Source organism: gamma proteobacterium symbiont of Axiagastus rosmarus (assembly GCF_059730925.1).
On sequence record NZ_AP035925.1, the window covers coordinates 2,579,341 to 2,595,775 of the forward strand.

The 16,435-nt window shown below is 58.0% G+C and carries 18 protein-coding genes and 2 tRNA genes; 12 read left to right on the top strand and 8 right to left on the bottom strand.

The window, feature by feature from the left end; translation table 11 throughout:
• Nucleotides 1-57 precede the first annotated feature (57 nt).
• Nucleotides 58-222 carry a con-10 family general stress protein gene (locus AC6I8F_RS12155; protein WP_010616548.1) on the bottom strand — a complete coding sequence of 55 codons (165 nt, stop codon included), beginning with the start codon at nucleotides 220-222 and terminating at the stop codon, nucleotides 58-60.
• A gap of 312 nt (nucleotides 223-534) precedes the next feature.
• On the opposite strand from AC6I8F_RS12155, the gene wrbA reads away from it, so the two are divergent.
• From wrbA to AC6I8F_RS12170, 3 genes are read left to right on the top strand one after another with little or no spacing between them, the layout of a single operon-like run.
• Nucleotides 535-1,134 (top strand): NAD(P)H:quinone oxidoreductase, encoded by a 600-nt coding sequence (gene wrbA / locus AC6I8F_RS12160; RefSeq protein ID WP_021508291.1) that lies wholly within the window; start codon nucleotides 535-537, stop codon nucleotides 1,132-1,134.
• Between the two features lie 20 nt (nucleotides 1,135-1,154).
• The gene (locus AC6I8F_RS12165) at nucleotides 1,155-1,385 is read left to right on the top strand and encodes a YccJ family protein (protein WP_021508292.1); all 231 of its coding nucleotides are present in this window, start codon (nucleotides 1,155-1,157) and stop codon (nucleotides 1,383-1,385) included.
• A gap of 52 nt (nucleotides 1,386-1,437) precedes the next feature.
• Nucleotides 1,438-2,811 (top strand): NAD-dependent succinate-semialdehyde dehydrogenase, encoded by a 1,374-nt coding sequence (locus AC6I8F_RS12170; protein ID WP_058775396.1) that lies wholly within the window; start codon nucleotides 1,438-1,440, stop codon nucleotides 2,809-2,811.
• A gap of 118 nt (nucleotides 2,812-2,929) precedes the next feature.
• On the opposite strand, the gene agp is transcribed toward AC6I8F_RS12170, so the two are convergent.
• The 3 genes from agp to AC6I8F_RS12185 form a co-directional block, all read right to left on the bottom strand.
• On the bottom strand, nucleotides 2,930-4,558 hold the full coding sequence (gene agp / locus AC6I8F_RS12175; protein WP_498028065.1) for a bifunctional glucose-1-phosphatase/inositol phosphatase: 1,629 nt from the start codon (nucleotides 4,556-4,558) through the stop codon (nucleotides 2,930-2,932).
• Between the two features lie 256 nt (nucleotides 4,559-4,814).
• Nucleotides 4,815-4,902, bottom strand: a tRNA-Ser gene (locus tag AC6I8F_RS12180).
• A 39-nt stretch (nucleotides 4,903-4,941) separates the two neighbouring features.
• Nucleotides 4,942-5,029 (bottom strand) — tRNA-Ser (locus AC6I8F_RS12185).
• 223 nt (nucleotides 5,030-5,252) lie between these two features.
• Between AC6I8F_RS12185 and yccA the strand changes: the two genes are divergently transcribed.
• Nucleotides 5,253-5,909 carry an FtsH protease modulator YccA gene (gene yccA, locus AC6I8F_RS12190; protein ID WP_021508295.1) on the top strand — a complete coding sequence of 219 codons (657 nt, stop codon included), beginning with the start codon at nucleotides 5,253-5,255 and terminating at the stop codon, nucleotides 5,907-5,909.
• 100 nt (nucleotides 5,910-6,009) lie between these two features.
• On the top strand, nucleotides 6,010-6,336 hold the full coding sequence (tusE, locus tag AC6I8F_RS12195; protein WP_150360651.1) for a sulfurtransferase TusE: 327 nt from the start codon (nucleotides 6,010-6,012) through the stop codon (nucleotides 6,334-6,336).
• Here the strand turns inward: tusE and yccX are convergent, their stop codons facing one another.
• Nucleotides 6,337-6,615: an acylphosphatase gene (gene yccX / locus AC6I8F_RS12200; protein WP_150360650.1), complete on the bottom strand. Its 279-nt coding sequence runs from the start codon at nucleotides 6,613-6,615 to the stop codon at nucleotides 6,337-6,339.
• A gap of 82 nt (nucleotides 6,616-6,697) precedes the next feature.
• Between yccX and rlmI the strand changes: the two genes are divergently transcribed.
• Nucleotides 6,698-7,888, top strand: coding sequence for a 23S rRNA (cytosine(1962)-C(5))-methyltransferase RlmI (gene rlmI / locus AC6I8F_RS12205; protein ID WP_150360649.1), 1,191 nt, complete (start codon nucleotides 6,698-6,700; stop codon nucleotides 7,886-7,888).
• Between the two features lie 59 nt (nucleotides 7,889-7,947).
• Entirely contained in the window at nucleotides 7,948-8,265 is a 318-nt protein-coding gene (hspQ, locus tag AC6I8F_RS12210) for a heat shock protein HspQ (protein WP_058780792.1), read from the top strand.
• 31 nt (nucleotides 8,266-8,296) lie between these two features.
• Here hspQ and AC6I8F_RS12215 read toward each other — a convergent pair whose 3' ends face one another.
• Nucleotides 8,297-8,710, bottom strand: a complete 414-nt coding sequence (locus tag AC6I8F_RS12215; RefSeq protein ID WP_498028066.1) for a CoA-binding protein — start codon at nucleotides 8,708-8,710, stop codon at nucleotides 8,297-8,299.
• 173 nt (nucleotides 8,711-8,883) lie between these two features.
• On the opposite strand from AC6I8F_RS12215, the gene AC6I8F_RS12220 reads away from it, so the two are divergent.
• Both AC6I8F_RS12220 and AC6I8F_RS12225 read left to right on the top strand, forming a co-directional pair.
• Nucleotides 8,884-9,510: a YccT family protein gene (locus AC6I8F_RS12220; protein ID WP_058780793.1), complete on the top strand. Its 627-nt coding sequence runs from the start codon at nucleotides 8,884-8,886 to the stop codon at nucleotides 9,508-9,510.
• A 68-nt stretch (nucleotides 9,511-9,578) separates the two neighbouring features.
• A complete protein-coding gene (locus AC6I8F_RS12225) occupies nucleotides 9,579-10,040 on the top strand; it encodes a methylglyoxal synthase (protein ID WP_021508301.1) in 462 nt (153 codons plus the stop codon).
• Nucleotides 10,041-10,044: 4 nt separating this feature from the next.
• Here AC6I8F_RS12225 and helD read toward each other — a convergent pair whose 3' ends face one another.
• A complete protein-coding gene (gene helD / locus AC6I8F_RS12230) occupies nucleotides 10,045-12,099 on the bottom strand; it encodes a DNA helicase IV (protein WP_498028067.1) in 2,055 nt (684 codons plus the stop codon).
• 123 nt (nucleotides 12,100-12,222) lie between these two features.
• Here helD and AC6I8F_RS12235 point away from each other — a divergent pair, with 123 nt between their 5' ends.
• The gene (locus AC6I8F_RS12235; protein WP_104186958.1) at nucleotides 12,223-12,666 is read left to right on the top strand and encodes a YccF domain-containing protein; all 444 of its coding nucleotides are present in this window, start codon (nucleotides 12,223-12,225) and stop codon (nucleotides 12,664-12,666) included.
• An 8-nt stretch (nucleotides 12,667-12,674) separates the two neighbouring features.
• Nucleotides 12,675-14,813 (top strand): YccS family putative transporter, encoded by a 2,139-nt coding sequence (yccS, locus tag AC6I8F_RS12240; RefSeq protein ID WP_264239579.1) that lies wholly within the window; start codon nucleotides 12,675-12,677, stop codon nucleotides 14,811-14,813.
• On the opposite strand, the gene AC6I8F_RS12245 is transcribed toward yccS, so the two are convergent.
• Nucleotides 14,810-15,439, bottom strand: a complete 630-nt coding sequence (locus tag AC6I8F_RS12245; RefSeq protein ID WP_058759726.1) for a TfoX/Sxy family DNA transformation protein — start codon at nucleotides 15,437-15,439, stop codon at nucleotides 14,810-14,812. The genes yccS and AC6I8F_RS12245 overlap by 4 nt on opposite strands.
• Before the next feature lie 224 nt (nucleotides 15,440-15,663).
• Here AC6I8F_RS12245 and sulA point away from each other — a divergent pair, with 224 nt between their 5' ends.
• The gene (sulA, locus tag AC6I8F_RS12250; RefSeq protein ID WP_031279848.1) at nucleotides 15,664-16,155 is read left to right on the top strand and encodes an SOS-induced cell division inhibitor SulA; all 492 of its coding nucleotides are present in this window, start codon (nucleotides 15,664-15,666) and stop codon (nucleotides 16,153-16,155) included.
• Nucleotides 16,156-16,435 lie beyond the last annotated feature (280 nt).

Here is a 16,435-nt window from a genome sequence, read left to right on the forward strand (position 1 = left end):
TGCAATCATTGTAACCGCCGGGCGTACCCGGCGGCCGGGGATACCGTCACAGACGCACTATTTTTTCGCGCGGCTGCGTCCCCCCTTTTCACCTGCTTCGGCAGCACGCTGCGGATCATTTCTGAAATTCCCGCCGCTGTTTTTACCGCCTTTACGACCCGCTTCCGCGGCCCTTTCGCGATCTTCCGCGAAGTTGCCTGATCCTCCACGATGTTGAGCCATCATTTCCTCCAGGTATTGAGCATAGGTGGTGAAGACATTTCACTGCGCTAACAGTGTCTGGTCAGGTGCGTAATATCTCGCCACACCCGCTTAAAGCATAGCCAATGGATGCGCACGATCAGGCACATATTCATACTTTGCAACAGATAAACCGCTTAGCATCGTTTTTATGGCAAGATATTAAGCTGAAAAACAAGCGGTTAGCGGCAGAAGTCGCAGCGCGATCTCCGTGACTGTTCAATGGCTGACCAGCATAGCGCGCAGCCTCTTCTATACTTCTTTCTGTTCCTTACACCACAGGATGAAAACACGATGGCAAAAATTCTGGTGCTTTATTACTCCATGTATGGACATATCGAGACCATGGCTAACGCGGTGGCGGACGGTGCGAAGAGCGTGAGCGGTGCCGAAGTCACCATTCTGCGCGTGCCGGAAAGTATGGATGCCGAACGGTTTGCTCAGGTCGGCGGGAAGGTTAATCAGCCGGCGGCGGAAGCCAAACCGGACGACCTGCCGCAGTACGATGCCATCATCGTCGGCACCCCGACGCGCTTCGGCAACATGTCCGGTCAGATGCGTAATTTCTGGGACCGCACCGGCGGCCTGTGGGCCTCTGGCGCGCTGTACGGCAAGATTGCCAGCGTGTTTGCGTCTACCGGCACCGGCGGCGGTCAGGAGCAGACTATCACCTCGGTGTGGACCACCCTGGCACATCACGGCATGGTGATTGTGCCCATCGGCTACGGCACCAAGGAGTTGTTTGATATTTCGCAGGTGCGTGGCGGTACGCCGTATGGCGCAACCACGCTGGCGGGCGGTGATGGATCGCGCCAGCCCTCGGCGGAAGAACTGGAAATTGCCCGTTATCAGGGCCAATACGTCGCCGGTCTGGCGGTAAAACTGAAAGGATAAATTCCCAACAGGAGAGAGTTATGGCAACAGAACAGTTTAAAGCTCACCACGTGGGCGAATGGGCGACCTTACGTCACACTTCACCGGAAATCGCTGAAGCAATTTTCGAAGTGGCGAATTATGACGAACGGCTTGCCGAAGAGATCTGGCGCCAGCAAGGCAGCGATGAGGTGTTATTCCGCGCGTTTGAGAAAACCGACCAGGACGTCCTGACGTGGGACGATAAGCCGGTCGAACGTAAAAACATCTGAAGCACAGGCGGGCATGTCCCGCCTTCTCATTTTTAGCCGTCAGGGAGCCTTTATGTCAGCCTATCAAAGCATTAATCCGGCCAATAATCAGCTGCTGAAAACCTGGCCATCACACGATGACAGCTACGCGCAGCAGGCGCTGCATACCGCCGATGCGCTCTACCATTCGCCGTGGAGCAAAGGCGATATTCAGCCGCGTCTGCAGGTGCTGCAGCGTCTGGCAGAGTTGATCGACCAGCGCAGCGAAGAGCTGGCCACCATCGCCAGCAAAGAGATGGGTAAGCTGATTGGCCAGAGCCGCGGCGAAGTGAAAATTTGCGCCAGCATCGCGCGCTATTATGCCGAACACGCGGCAAGGCTGTTACAGGCCCAGCCCTATCCCAGCGATGTCGGTGATGCCTGGCTCGAATACCATCCGATTGGCGTGGTGGTGGCCGTCGAGCCGTGGAATTTCCCGTATTATCAGCTGATGCGCGTGCTGGCACCGAACCTGGCACTGGGCAACCCGGTGCTGGCGAAACATGCCAACATTGTGCCGCACTGCGCCGACGTGTTTGAAAAGCTGGTGCTGGAAGCCGGTGCGCCGCAGGGCGCGTGGACCAATCTGTTTATCTCTAACCAGCAGGTGGCCGATCTGATTGCCGATCCGCGCGTGCAGGGTGTGGCGCTCACCGGTTCAGAGCGCGCCGGCAGCGCGGTGGCTGAGCAGGCCGGTAAGCACCTGAAAAAATCCACGCTCGAGTTGGGCGGTAACGATGTGTTTGTGGTGCTGGACGATGCCGACATCGATGAAGCGGTGCGCCAGGGGGCGCAGGCGCGGCTCAGCAACTGCGGTCAGGTGTGTACCGCGGCCAAGCGCTTTATTCTGCATGAAAAGATTGCCGATCGCTTTATGGCTAAGTTTAGCGCGGCGCTGCAATCCGCGACGCCTGGCGATCCGTTAGATGAAAAAACCACGCTGGGGCCGCTGTCGTCACAGGATGCACGTGACCGACTGGTGAAACAGGTGGACGAGGCGGTGGCGCATGGCGCACGCGTGGAATGCGGCGGACGCGTAATCGACGGCGTCGGCTGCTACTACCAGCCAACCATCCTGACCGGCCTGACGCCGGATAACCCGGCTTACTATCAGGAGTTTTTCGGCCCGGTGGCGCAGGTATATGTGGTGGCGGACGATCGTGCTGCCGTGGCACTGGCCAACGACTCACACTACGGTTTGGGCGGTTCCGTGTGGACGCGGGACATTGCGCGCGGACGCAACATGGCTTCGCAGATTGAGACCGGCATGGTGTTTATCAATTCGCAGAGCGATACCGCGGCTGAGCTGCCGTTCGGCGGCGTGAAGCGTTCCGGCTATGGCCGTGAACTATCGGATCTCGGGCTGAAGGAGTTTGCTAACCAGAAACTGGTCGTGGTAGCCGGTTAAGCGGCATAAAACCACCGTTGAACTGAACGGTGGTTTTTTCGATTCACTGCGGTGTGCGTCAATGCGCAGCCGGTAACAACACAGCAGGGTCGCCGTGCATGGCGACCCTGCTGGCGTTTTAGTTGCTGGCCGCTGCCGGCTGTTGCGCGGGTTTAGCGTCCGCCTCCGGCTTCGCCGGCGCTGCCTCAGCCTGCGCTTTCTGCGCCGCTGCGGCATCGGCTTTCGCCTTCTCCTCTGCGGCCTTCTGAGCGCTGGCCTTCTCAGCTTTGGCTTTGTCGTCCGCCGCTTTTTGCGCCGCGGCCTTGTCCGCCTTCACTTTTTCCTCAGCGGCTTTGGCGTCAGCGGCTTTCTGCGCTGCAGCTTTATCAGCCGCCGCTTTGTCAGCTGCCGCTTTATCTGCGCTGGCCTGATCCGCTTTGGCCTGTGCGTCATCGCTGGCTGCCGGCGCGGCAGCAGGCTGGGCGGCCGGTGCCGGTGCCGGTGCGGCTGGCTGCAGCGGTGTACCCTGCAGCGCGTTGTTCAGCGCGCTGGTGAACTGATCCCAGCTGCAGTAGCCGTTGGCGTCAGTGTCACAACCCGCCAGCTGCAGCGTAACGCGCTTCGGTGGGTTCTTCAGGCTCAGCACATCGGCATTACGCAGCTGATCCGCCGTCTGATAGACATACTCCACTTTCAGCAGGTCTTTATTGTTCTTCGCATCGTGCCAGCGTTCAAACACCACCTGGCCGCCAATCGGGGTTTTCTCGTCGTTACCCGGCAGCTCGTACGGCTTAACCTGCAACGCGCTCAGCAATGACGCGATATTCGAATCGTGTCCGACCATCAGCGTGACTTTTGGCGCGGTGGCTTTATCCTGATCGACCAATTGACTGCGGATGTAATCCACCAGCGGGGCGGCAACGTCACGCGCCACTTCCGGCGCGGTAAACAGCGCATCCTGATAGCCATTCTTGATCGCCGCCAGCTCTTTCCACTGTTCCGGCGTTTTGATTTGTCCCCAGGCAACCTGATCCGCCGGGAAACCTTCGTAATATTGCAGCGTAAAGGCGTCGACCAGCGAGTTACCCACTTTCAGCGGGCCATTGACGCCGGGCTCTTTGCCGTTTTCCGCGCTAAAGGTGTTGTCGCCGCTGCTCAGGTCGCACTGTTTCTTGCCGTTACAGGCCGGGGCTGATTTGTAATCGACGATTTTTTCCAGCCGCTGGAAGGCCGGCTTCAGCGCCAGCTTCTCATTAGCTGCGGTCATCGCCGCCAGCGCTTTCTTGTTAAACGCTTCGCTGCCATCGGTGATTACCGGATTGAAGATCGGGTCCATAGTGCCCATCGCATCCTGATGGGTGACAGCGATATCGCAGCCCGGGAAAGCCCCGGTGACGAAATACTGCGCCGTCGCGACGGTGCGCTGCAGGCTGTTGGCATAGACAAAAATGTTGCTGCTGTCCGGACAGGTGCCGTTCTGAACCAGCCCCTGCTGAGCCAGCCACTGACGGGTGTAGTTACCCATGTAGACTTCCAGCACGCCGCCTTTGGTGGTCAGCTCACCGCCGGGCACATCCCATTGCGGCCAGCTTTTTTTCGTCGCCTGCTCCAGCACGCTGCCGTTGTTGGCCAGCGGGGCACGCAGGTTGTGACGACTCAGCATCAGGACCTGCTGCAGTTGCATGTCGCCATCCGCGGCGTAAGCGCTCATACCCATCGGCAGCGCCGCGATCACTGACAGCGCGCAAAGACTCAGTTTCTTGATCATTGTGCCTATTCCATAATTCATCAGGGAAACACTCTGGCATTCAAGCGATTAGCTCGCCAAAGAGCGAATTACCGCACAGTGTAACCCAGCTTGCCTGAGAAAATCGCCAGATGTTTGCAAAAACCGTGCATCGACTATAGCAGTAAACGCGCTGGCCGTCGGGTTACGGCAGCAGATTGAAAAGCTTCAGGATGTTTTTCAGAAGGATGGAAAGCAGAAAAGCGAAAAGCCCGCATCGCTGCGGGCTTCTCTTATATGGCGGAGGAACAGAGATTCGAACTCTGGGATGGTTTCCCATCGGCGGTTTTCAAGACCGCTGCCTTAAGCCACTCGGCCATCCCTCCTGAAATCATTTTGTCACCTCACACTGCGATAGTGTGAAGTGGCGGAGGAGGAGAGATTCGAACTCTCGGATGGTTTCCCATCGGCGGTTTTCAAGACCGCTGCCTTAAGCCGCTCGGCCACCCCTCCGCAATGAGGCGCACTATAAACATCCCCCCGAACGATGTAAAGCATCCGATGATTCGTTCGCCTGAAAAACAGTCAAAAATGATTTTTTTGCCGTCTTAATCGTCATTCTGCTCAGTGAAACAGCAATTTATCGCGTAAAGATGGGTAAAACGCCTTTTCTGTCCTCTGACCGTTGCGTATTCTCAGGCCATGTTTGGTGTTCTCTCTCTAACAGGAGCGCATGATGGACAGAATAATTAGCTCATCACAGCAGCAGTCGCTACTCAGCACCCATAAAGTGCTGCGTAATACTTATTTCTTACTTGGCCTGACGCTGGCGTTTTCCGCCGTCACCGCCACGCTCAGCACCGTTTACGCCCTGCCCTCGCCGGGACTGATTCTGATGCTGGTGGGCTTTTACGGGCTGATGTTCCTGACCTATCGCCTGGCGAACAGCCCCGCGGGTATTCTGGCCGCGTTTGCCTTCACTGGCTTCCTCGGTTACTGCCTCGGTCCGATTCTCAGCTCGTTCCTTACCGCCGGTATGGGTGATGTTATCGCCATGGCGCTGGGCGGCACCGCGCTGGTGTTCTTCTGCTGTTCCGCCTATGTCCTGACCACGCGTCGCGACATGTCTTTCCTTGGCGGCATGATGATGGCCGGCTTTGTGGTGCTGCTGGTGGCCGTGGTTGCCAATATCTTCCTGCAGCTGCCTGCGCTGCACCTGGCGATCAGCGCACTGTTTATTCTGTTCTCTGCCGGTGCCATTTTGTGGGAAACCAGCAACATCATTCAGGGCGGTGAAACCAACTACATTCGCGCCACCGTCAGCCTGTATGTCTCGCTGTACAACATCTTTGTCAGCCTGCTGAGCCTGCTGGGCTTCGCCAACCGCGACTAAGACGTAACGCACGCACCGTTAAACCCCGCTCCGGCGGGGTTTTTGCTTTTTATCCGCCGCCGCCTTTACAATGGGCGCGCTGACGATATGAGGAAATAATGTGATTTTTGCCGGTAAAGAGATTGCCACTGACGCAGAAGGCTATCTGAAAAATAGCGCCGACTGGAATGAAGCGCTGGCGCAGGCCATCGCCCAGCAGGAAGCGATTGAGATGAGTGAAGCGCACTGGGAAGTGGTGCACTTTGTGCGTGATTTTTATCAGCAGTTTAATACCTCGCCGGCGGTGCGCATGCTGGTCAAAGCCATGGCGCAAAAATATGGCGAAGAGAAAGGCAACAGCCGCTATCTGTTTCGCCTGTTCCCGGAAGGTCCGGCCAAACAGGCCACAAAAATTGCTGGCCTGCCAAAACCGGCGAAGTGTCTGTGATCATCCGGTAGTAAACCGCGTCGGCCGCTCCGCCAGCTGATGCGGCTCCACCAGCACCTTATCGACCCGGGCACTGGGCGGTCCGCCCGCCTTTAACCAGGCAATCAGAGACTCTACCTGCTGTGCCTCTCCTGCGGCCAGTACCTCCACGCTGCCATCGGCCAGATTATGCGCATAGCCGGTGACGCCTAGCACGTTCGCCTGCGCCTGGGTGTAATAACGGAAGCCCACGCCCTGCACCCTGCCGTGAACCCAGATTTTATAACCTGTCGTCGCCATGGTGATCTCCCCTTTGTGCGTTGCATTTTGCCGCCATCCACCGGAAAATGGCGCCTCATTTTTTCAGGTAAGCATAGCAAACATGACCGTTCGATTGATTCTCGCTAAGGGACGTGAAAAATCCCTGCTCCGCCGCCATCCGTGGGTGTTCTCCGGGGCCGTTGCCCGTATGGAAGGTAAAGCCCAGTCGGGTGAAACCATTGATATCTGTGACAGCAACGGCAAATGGCTGGCCCGCGCCGCCTACTCTCCTCAGTCACAAATTCGCGCGCGCGTCTGGAGCTGGCAGCAGGATGAGTCAATCGACATCGCCTTCTTTGTGCGCACGCTACAAAAAGCCCAGCAGTGGCGCGACTGGCTGGCACAGCGCGACGGGCTGGACAGCTATCGCCTGATTGCCGGCGAGTCCGATGGACTGCCGGGCGTCACGATTGATCGCTTCGGTAACTTCCTGGTGCTGCAACTGCTGTCGGCCGGGGCGGAGTATCAGCGTCCGGCTCTCGTCTCGGCGCTGCAGCAGTGCTATCCCGACTGCGCCATCTACGACCGCTCTGACGTGGCAGTGCGCAAGAAAGAGGGACTGGAGCTGGCGCAGGGTCCGGTAAGCGGTGAACTGCCGCCTGCGCTGCTGCCGATAACCGAGCATGGCATGCAGCTGCTGGTGGATATTCAGGGCGGTCACAAGACCGGTTATTACCTCGATCAGCGCGACAGCCGTTTTGCCACCCGTCGTTACGCAGAAAATGCCCGGGTGCTTAACTGCTTCTCCTACACCGGCGGTTTTGCGGTCTCTGCTCTGCTCGGCGGCTGCCGGGAAGTGATCAGCGTGGATACCTCGCAGGACGCCCTTGACGTAGCAAAACAGAACGTGGCGCTTAACGGGCTGGATGTCTCACGCGCGCAGTTCCTGCGTGACGATGTGTTCAAACTGCTGCGTCGCTACCGCGACAGCGGCGAGAAGTTCGACATGATCGTCATGGATCCGCCGAAATTCGTTGAGAATAAAAACCAGCTGATGGGCGCCTGCCGCGGCTATAAAGACATCAACATGCTGGCAATGCAGCTGCTGAATCCGGGCGGCATTCTGCTGACTTTCTCCTGTTCCGGGCTGATGGCCACCGAGCTGTTCCAGAAAATTATCTCCGATGCCGCTGTTGATGCCGGTCGTGATGTACAATTTATAGAGCAGTTCCGTCAGGCAGCCGACCATCCGGTGATCGCCAGCTATCCTGAAGGGCTTTATCTGAAAGGCTTTGCCTGTCGCGTGCTGTGACTTGAAAACGCTGTCCCTGCCCCCATATCGGTGGCAGGGCAAAGTTTTGGGAGGTCACAATGATTGCCAGTAAATTTGGAATTGGACAGCAGGTCCGGCACCGTCTCTCCGGGGTGCTCGGCGTGATTGTGGATGTCGACCCGGAGTATTCGCTGGACGATCCGCAGCTGGATGAGGTTGGCGCGACGGAATCGCTGCGTGCGGCCCCCTGGTATCACGTGGTGATGGAAGATGAGGAAGGCGAACAGGTGCATACCTATATCGCTGAGATTCAGCTGGCCGGCGAAACCTCGCTCGAACATCCGGAACAGCCATCCATGGATGAGCTGGCCGCCTCGATCCGCCAGCAGCTGCAGGCACCCAGCCTGCGGCATTAAGGGTACGGCGACGCCGCGTCGCCGTTTGTCTTTAACGCGTCACGCCCAGCCGCGGAATTTCTATCTTCGGGCAGCGATCCATCACCACCGTCAGCCCGGCATCACGCGCCAGCACCGCCGCCTGCTCATTAATCACGCCCAGCTGCAGCCACAGGGTTTTGGCTCCGATAGCAATCGCTTCCTGCGCCACGCCCCATGCCGCTTCGGAATTGCGGAACACATCCACCATGTCGATCTTGCCCGGGATCTCCGCCAGCGTGCCATACACGGTCTGGCCCAGCAGCTGCTGTCCCGCCAGCTTCGGGCTCACCGGCACCACGTCATAACCCTGATCGAGCAGGTATTTCATTACGCCATAGCTGGCACGCTCAGTGCGATCGCTGGCACCGACCAGCGCGATGCGTTGGGTTTGCATCAGGACATCGCGAATCGTTTGATCGTTCATGTTTTTCTCCTTGTTCACTCGCCTGAGTGTAGATGCCATTGCGCGCTAAAGTGCAAGCGCAGCGCACGAAAAGTTTGCGCGGCGACACGAATAAATATGTTAAAATGTAAATTAACTGCCATAATGTAATAATTTGCTACACATCGCCCTTTTTCCCTGTTCCGGGAGTTGAAATGAAGCTGTCTCTGGCTGTTACGGGTTTGCTGTTGTTGCTCGTATCGGCAACCTGCCATGCCATCACCCTGAAGCTCGATCCGCAGATCGACCTGCTGGTGCTGGATGGGCGCAAAATCTCAGGTTCGCTGCTGAAAGGCGCGGACAGCCTTGAGCTGGAGCGCGGTCAGCATCAGTTTTTGTTTCGCGTGGATAAACCCTGCGCCGATGCCACCCACTTCCGCTCAGAACTAATGATCGTCACCTTCACCGCCGACGCCCATTCCGTAGCGATTCGCCTGCCAGCGCTGAATAACCGCCGCGAACGCAGCCTGTTTGATAAATCGTTAAATTTTCAGCTGATTGATGAGCGTGGTAATGAAATAGCCAGTATTCGCGATCGGTTGCCGGGTGAGAGCAGCGGCAATGTTGAACAGGCGATGATCAATTACAACCGTACGGCGCAGGCGGCCAGCGTGCCGCGCTTTGCGCTGCAGGCGGCCAGCGTACCGGACGCCAGTCTCAGTCTGGATATTGTATGGCAGGACGCCAGTAATTTGCCCGCGCTGCAACGCTGGCTGCAGCGTGTTGATGCCGCCACGCGGCAGCGTTTTATCAGTTGGGTGAAAACCCTACGCGCAAGTTGATAGCAGCTGAACGCCAGGGGTAAACTCGTGCCTTCACTACGTTTGCACGCGCCGAAACAGGAAGCCCCATGGAGCAGACCGTTCGTACCCTGAAAGTTCAGAAACACATCGCCCTCGTTGCCCACGACCACTGCAAAGCCTCGCTGCTGGACTGGGTAAAAATCAATCAAAATGCGCTGCAACCTCACGTGCTGTATGCCACCGGCACCACCGGCAACCTGATCAATCGTCACACCGGACTGGATGTGAATGCCATGCTCAGCGGGCCGATGGGCGGCGATCAGCAGGTCGGCGCGCTGATTGCTGAAGGTAAAATTGATGTGCTGTTCTTCTTCTGGGATCCGCTCAATGCAGTACCGCACGATCCGGACGTCAAAGCGCTGCTGCGCCTCGCCACCGTATGGAATATCCCGGTGGCGACCAACCGCGCCACCGCGGATTTCATTATCCATTCGCCGATGTTTGCCAGCGAAGTGACCATCCAGATCCCCGATTATCAGCGCTACCTGACGGAACGCCTAAAAGCCTGATATCTCAGGCCTTCCGGCTCTGCGCAACGCCCAGTTCGCGCAGGTGTTCAACAAACACGGAAGGCCGCTCTTTATCAAACATCAGCCACACCTGCTGACGCGCGCGCGTGATGGCCACGTAGGCCAGACGCCGCTCTTCGGCATGCGGAAAATCCTCCGGCTGTGGTAGCAACCCCTCTTCCATGATCGACTCGCGCGCCTGCGCCGGGAAACCGTCACGCCCTTCGTGCAGCCCCAGCACGATGACAAAATCCGCCTGCTGACCTTTACTGGCGTGGATGGTCATGAAGTCGATACGCAGTTTCGGCCAGCGGGTTTTGGCTTTATCCAGCATGGCCGGACGCAGATGATGGTAACGCGCCAGCAGCAGCACGCGCTCGTCCGGCTTCGCGTAACCGCTCAGCTTGTCGAGCAGCGCTTCCAGTTGCTCCTGCGGCAGCAGCGTAATGGATTTCTTGTTCCCTTTGCTCAGGCTGTTGAGCGGCTTGCGCAGCTGATGCGGATTCTGCTGCACAAAGCGGTTGGCAATGTCACCGATGCGATCGTTGAAGCGGTAGGTGGTATCCAGCACGCAGCGGTCGCCTTCGCCAAAATAGTGATGAAACGCGGTGGTCAGGCTCATCTCCGCGCCGCTAAAGCGATAGATCGCCTGCCAGTCATCGCCGACCGCAAACAAACTGGTGCGCTTATTTTGCTGCCGCAGCGCGCTGAGCAGCGCCGCCCGCTGCGGTGAAATATCCTGGAATTCATCCACCAGAATGTGTTTCCACGGGCTGATAAAGCGGCCCTTCTCCAGCACAGCGATCGCCTGATGGATCAGCCCGGAGAAATCCACCGCGCCCTCGGCTTTCAGTGCGCTTTTCCATGCTTTGAGCAGCGGTGCCATCAGCCTGACGCGCTTCGTGAAATTGTCGCGCAGCGGTTCCGGCACATCGGCAATCATCGCCGCCTGCGCGCCGCCGTGCATGCGCATCAGGCCGAGCCAGCGCTCCAGCCGCACCGCAAGACGCTGCGCCAGTTTGTCATCCTGCCAGAACGGACCTTCCGGCACGTCCCACGCCAGCTCTTCCTGCAACCACTGTCGCCAGCCGCTGGCCTGCGCCTTTTTGCTGTTGCACTGCTCACGCCAGTTTTCGATCAGCAACTGACGTCGCGCGCTGCTGTCACTTTCCAGCCGGCTGATGACCGGCTGCTTATTGCTGCCTTCACGAATGATGTGCAGCGCCAGCGCGTGGAACGTACGCGCCTGAATCGCGCTCTCACCCAGCCGCGTCTGGATCCGATCGTTCATCTCTTCCGCCGCCTGGCGACCAAAAGCCAGCAGCAGGATTTGCTCCGGCTGCGCCAGCTTGCGCTGTAACAGCCAGCCGGCGCGCGCCACCAGCACCGAGGTTTTACCGCTGCCCGCGCCAGCCAGCACCAGCAGCGCGTCTTCACCGTTGACCACCGCCTCACACTGCGATGGATTGAGCGGCGTGGTTTCGACGGTGGAGAAGAAGGCGTGATTATCGCTGATCACCCGCGCGCTCCATTCACGGTTGCGCTGCCGAATCGCGCTCTCGCCGTGCTCGAGCCACTGCTGGCAAAAGCGCCACAGCGTGCGGCAGTTATCAAACTCCTCCAGCCTTGCCAGCGGCAGCGGTAAGGCGGAAAACTGGCGCGTGATGGTCTCTTTCACCGCGGCCAGTTCGCTGCGCTTCAGCCAGCGATCCTGGCCGGTAAACGCGACGATCTCCTGCTGCAGCGCGCTCAGCACCTGCGCGCTGATTTCGCTCATTTCGAGGCTCCACTGCTGCCACGCCTGCTGCAGGTAATGATAAAAACGCTGGGTTTCCTGCCACTCGGTGCCGTGCAACCGCACCACTTTCTCTTCCGGTAATAAGAACTCCAGCTCGCCCCACACCAGGCCGCGTTTGCAGGTGATACCGATCAGCTGATTGAACGGGATCAGGTATTCGTGACGATCGCCGCTGACTTCCACACCGGCAGCCAGCAATCGCACCCGGTTAAAGGGATGCTGTGCCAGCCGTTTGCCCATGGATGTTGCTTTTAGTTCCATCTCCGCACCGTCATGTGGAATTCAATTATCGCGCAGTTTACCTGTCAGACCCTTAGCGCTCCAGCCTTAAAACACGCTAAACTGGGCGACACATATTGCGGATTGCAAAAGGAAAATCGCGTTATGCGTACCGTGCTTAATATTCTGAATTTTGTTCTTGGCGGCTTTATCACCACCTTCGGCTGGCTGCTGGCCACGCTGATCAGCATCGTGCTGATCTTTACCCTGCCGCTGACCCGCTCCTGCTGGGAGATCACCAAACTGTCCCTGCTGCCGTTTGGCAACGAAGCGGTTCACGTTGACGTGCTGCGCCCGGAGAGCAAAAGCCACGTGCTGAACGCCGGTGGTACCTTCCTCAACCTGTTCTGGCTGATTTTCTTTGGCTGGTGGCTGTGCCTGATGCACATCTCGACCGGCATCCTGCAGTGTCTGAGCATCATCGGTATTCCGACCGGCATTGCCCACTTCAAAATCGCCGCTATCGCGCTGTGGCCGGTAGGTCGTCGCGTGGTGTCAGTGGAAGAAGCGCAGGCGGCGCGTGAAGCCAACGCGCGGCGCCGCTACTGAGGCTGAAGATGATGCCTGACGCTCTACCCGGCTGGCGCCGTTATCTGTTCAACAGCAGCCTGCGCTACCTGCTGCGCATCTTCTTCGCGCTGGCCGGCTGTGCCGCCGTTCCCTGGTGGCTGCAGCAGATTGAGTGGACCATTCCACTGACGCTCGGTGTCGTGGCGGCGGCGCTGGCCGATCTTGACGATCGCTGGACCGGCCGCGTGCGCAACCTGCTCATCACGCTGGTGTGCTTCTGCATTGCCTCGGTTTCAGTTGAGCTGCTGTTTCCGCATCCGTGGCTGTTTGCTATCGGTCTGGCGCTCTCCAGCTGGGGATTTATTCTGCTGGGCGCGCTGGGGCAGCGCTACGCCACCATTGCGTTTGGTGCCCTGCTGATCGCGGTGTACACCATGCTGGGCATTGGCCTGTTTCCGCAGTGGTGGATGCAGCCGGCGCTGCTGCTGATTGGCGCGCTGTGGTACAACCTGCTGACCTTTATCGGCCACCTGATGTTTCCGGTGCGCCCGGTGCAGGAGCAGCTGGCCGCCAGCTTTTCCCAGCTGGCGCGCTATCTGGAAGCCAAGGCCAACCTGTTTGATCCCGACGGCGGTGAGCAGGATGACGCGGCGCTGATCGCCACCGCGATGGTCAATAGCCAGCTGGTGGCGCAGCTCAACCTGACGAAAACCACCATTCAGAGCCGTTTACGCGGCGACCGCGGCTCGCGCAGCACGCGGCGCAGCCTGCATTACTATTTTGTGGCGCAGGATATTCACGAGCGCGCCAGCTCGTCGCATCTGCAATATCACCTGTTGCGCGATGACTGGCGCTACAACGAGGTGCTGTTTCGCTTTCAGCGACTGCTGAACATGCAGGCGCAGGCCTGTCGCCAGCTGGCAGAGAATATCGTGCTGCGCCAGCCGTGGCACCACGATAGCCATTTTGCGCGCAGCTTTGAACGGCTGGAGACCGCCCTGCAGCGCCTGCAACATAACGATCCGCAGGCGACGCACATTCGTCCGCTGTTCTGGTTGCTGCGCAACTTACGCGCCATTGATGCGCAGCTGGCGTCGATCGAATCAGAGCAGCGGCTGGCAGAACCGCTGACGCAGAGCGATCACCATCTGTCGCGCGAAGGCTTGAGTGGCTGGGCGGATATCCGCCTGCGCCTCAGTCGCCATCTGAGTCCGACCTCGGCGTTGTTCCGCCACGCGGTGCGCATGTCGCTGGTGCTGTGCGTGGGGTACGCCTTCATTCAGCTTACCGGCCTGCATCGCGGCTACTGGATCCTGCTGACCAGCCTGTTTGTCTGCCAGCCCAACTATAACGCCACACGGCGGCGGCTGGCGCTGCGTATTGGCGGAACCCTGGCCGGTATTGCGATTGGCCTGCCGGTGCTGTGGCTGGTGCCCTCTATCGAGGGCCAGTTGGTTTTGATTGTGCTGAGCGGCGTGCTGTTTTTTGCCTTCCGCCAGATTCAGTACGCGCAGGCGACGCTGTTCATCACCCTGCTGGTGCTGCTGTGCTTCAATCTGCTGGGTGAAGGCTTTGATGTCGCCCTGCCGCGCGTGGTGGATACCTTGCTCGGCTGTGGCCTGGCCTGGCTGGCGGTAGCGTTTGTCTGGCCTGACTGGCGTTTCCGTCAGCTGACGACGGTTGCCGATCGCACGCTGAATGCCAACTGTCGTTATCTTGATGCCATCCTGGAACAGTATCATCAGGGTAAAGATAACCGTCTCGCCTACCGTGTGGCGCGCCGTGACGCGCACAACGCCGATGCGGAACTGGCGTCCGTGGTGTCCAATATCAGCGGCGAACTGAAGCAACAGCCGCCGCTGCGCGAGAATGCGTTCCGTCTGATGTGCCTCAATCACTCGTTTCTCAGCTACATCTCGGCGCTGGGCGCGCACCGGGAGCGGCTGACGCAGGGCGAACTGCTGACGCTTTTAGATGACGCGGTATGCTTCGTCGAGGATGTGCTGCAGATCGATCGCGTCAGCGAAGCGCAGGCGGAAACGATGCAGCAGACACTGATGCAGCGCCTGAGCGCGCTGAAAACCAGTGAGGAGGCGCAGGCACCGCTGGTGTTGCAGCAGCTGGGGCTGCTGGTTGCGCTGCTGCCGGAAATTGCCCGCCTGCGCCGTACCCTCGCCGCCGCTTAAGGCAACAGGCGCTCCGCCGCGGCGTGCTGGCGGAGCGTTTCCTGATACCAGGCGCTCAACTCTTCACGTACCGCCGCCGGCAAAGCGGCCTGGTGATGGCCGGAAATGGCCCCTTCCAGCGCCAGCAGCGTTTTCAGGCCGATGTCTTTATTCACCGCCCGCAACTTCAGCCAGCTCTGACGCGAGCCCATTTCATACAGTAAGCGAACAGAATTGATCCCGACTTTGTGCAGCATCAGCTCCATGCGCAGGCTGAGATTGGGCAGATCTTTCAGCCTGAGCAAGACAAGTCTGTTCGCCGCCTCGGCGCGCGCCGCAGACAGCGAACTGGCCGATAAGCGCAGCAGCTGATCGGCGTCCTGCCAGAGCTGTTTATCCACTTTGTAGTAGCTGAGCGTCACCGGCATGCCGCGCTTGCGGTATATCAACGGTTCCAGCGGGCGCTGTGCGGCATAGTGCTGTAGCGCCTCACTGGCGCGCAGATAGAGCGCATCCTCATTGATGTAAGCAAACACCACCTTTTCGACCGCCAGCGCGTAACCACCAAACTGGGTGCGCGATTCAATTTTTCCCAATGCCGCTAACTGGGCTTTGGACTGCTCAACCACCGGATTATTTTTCTTCATAACGTCCCCTTTTCCTCATTCCTTGCGCGGGAAATTTCCTATAAAAAGCTCAGAGATTCATCTGGTTAGAAGATAGAAAAAACGATTTAGCTGTTCAATGAATAAAAGCGGCAACGCGCGGATCTTGTGCGGAATTTGCGAGGCATTTTCAGAAATTGAGGTTGATCTTTATCCAGGAACTCATTACTGTATATTCATACAGTTCATTACTGAGTGATTAAAATATGCGTACTCAATACTCTGGCCCTGCTGATCGTGCTCACCGTTTCGCTGCGACGGGCTTAACGCAACCTTCTCTGGGTGGTATTACTGAACTGCGTTATAGCGAGCAGCCCGGCATCATGCCGCTGCTGTTACTGCCGGTCCTCAAGCAGCTGAGCACCCAGTCACGCTGGCAGCTGTGGCTGACGCCAGCGCACAAACTGAACCGCAGCTGGATGCAGCAGTCAGGATTACCGCTGGAAAAGAGTATGCATATTACGGAATCCGAGCGTTTAAGCACGGTTGAGAGCATGGTGAAAGCGTTGCGCACCGGCAACTACAGCGTGGTACTCGCCTGGATTCCTTATGAATTGAGCAATGAAGAGCGCCTGGAACTTGAGCAGGCAGCCGCCGAAGGCGAAGCGCTGGGATTGATTATGCGTCCTCAGGGGCGGGATCTTGCTCTGTCCAGACAGCCAAACAGCGCAAAAATTCCCTCTGATTTGTTTCATTAAGTAAAACTAAGATTTTTCTCACGCTATTTTTTCACAAAGTTGCGGCTAAGCCACTGATTCTTTTCCCGCCAGCTATGACAATGGCTTAGCCGCATTTTTCTTTTCTGGTAGCGAAAATTTTGCCATGTCATTTGTTAAAATGTGTGTATAAATCCCTGTTTTTTTATCCGCTGACGTCACATCATACTTGTAAGTTTCCAATCTCGTTGTAGACTTTACCTCGCCAGGGTGCTCAATAACCTCCGTTTTTTCGGTAGAGTCATAAGCGAGCGTTTAGACC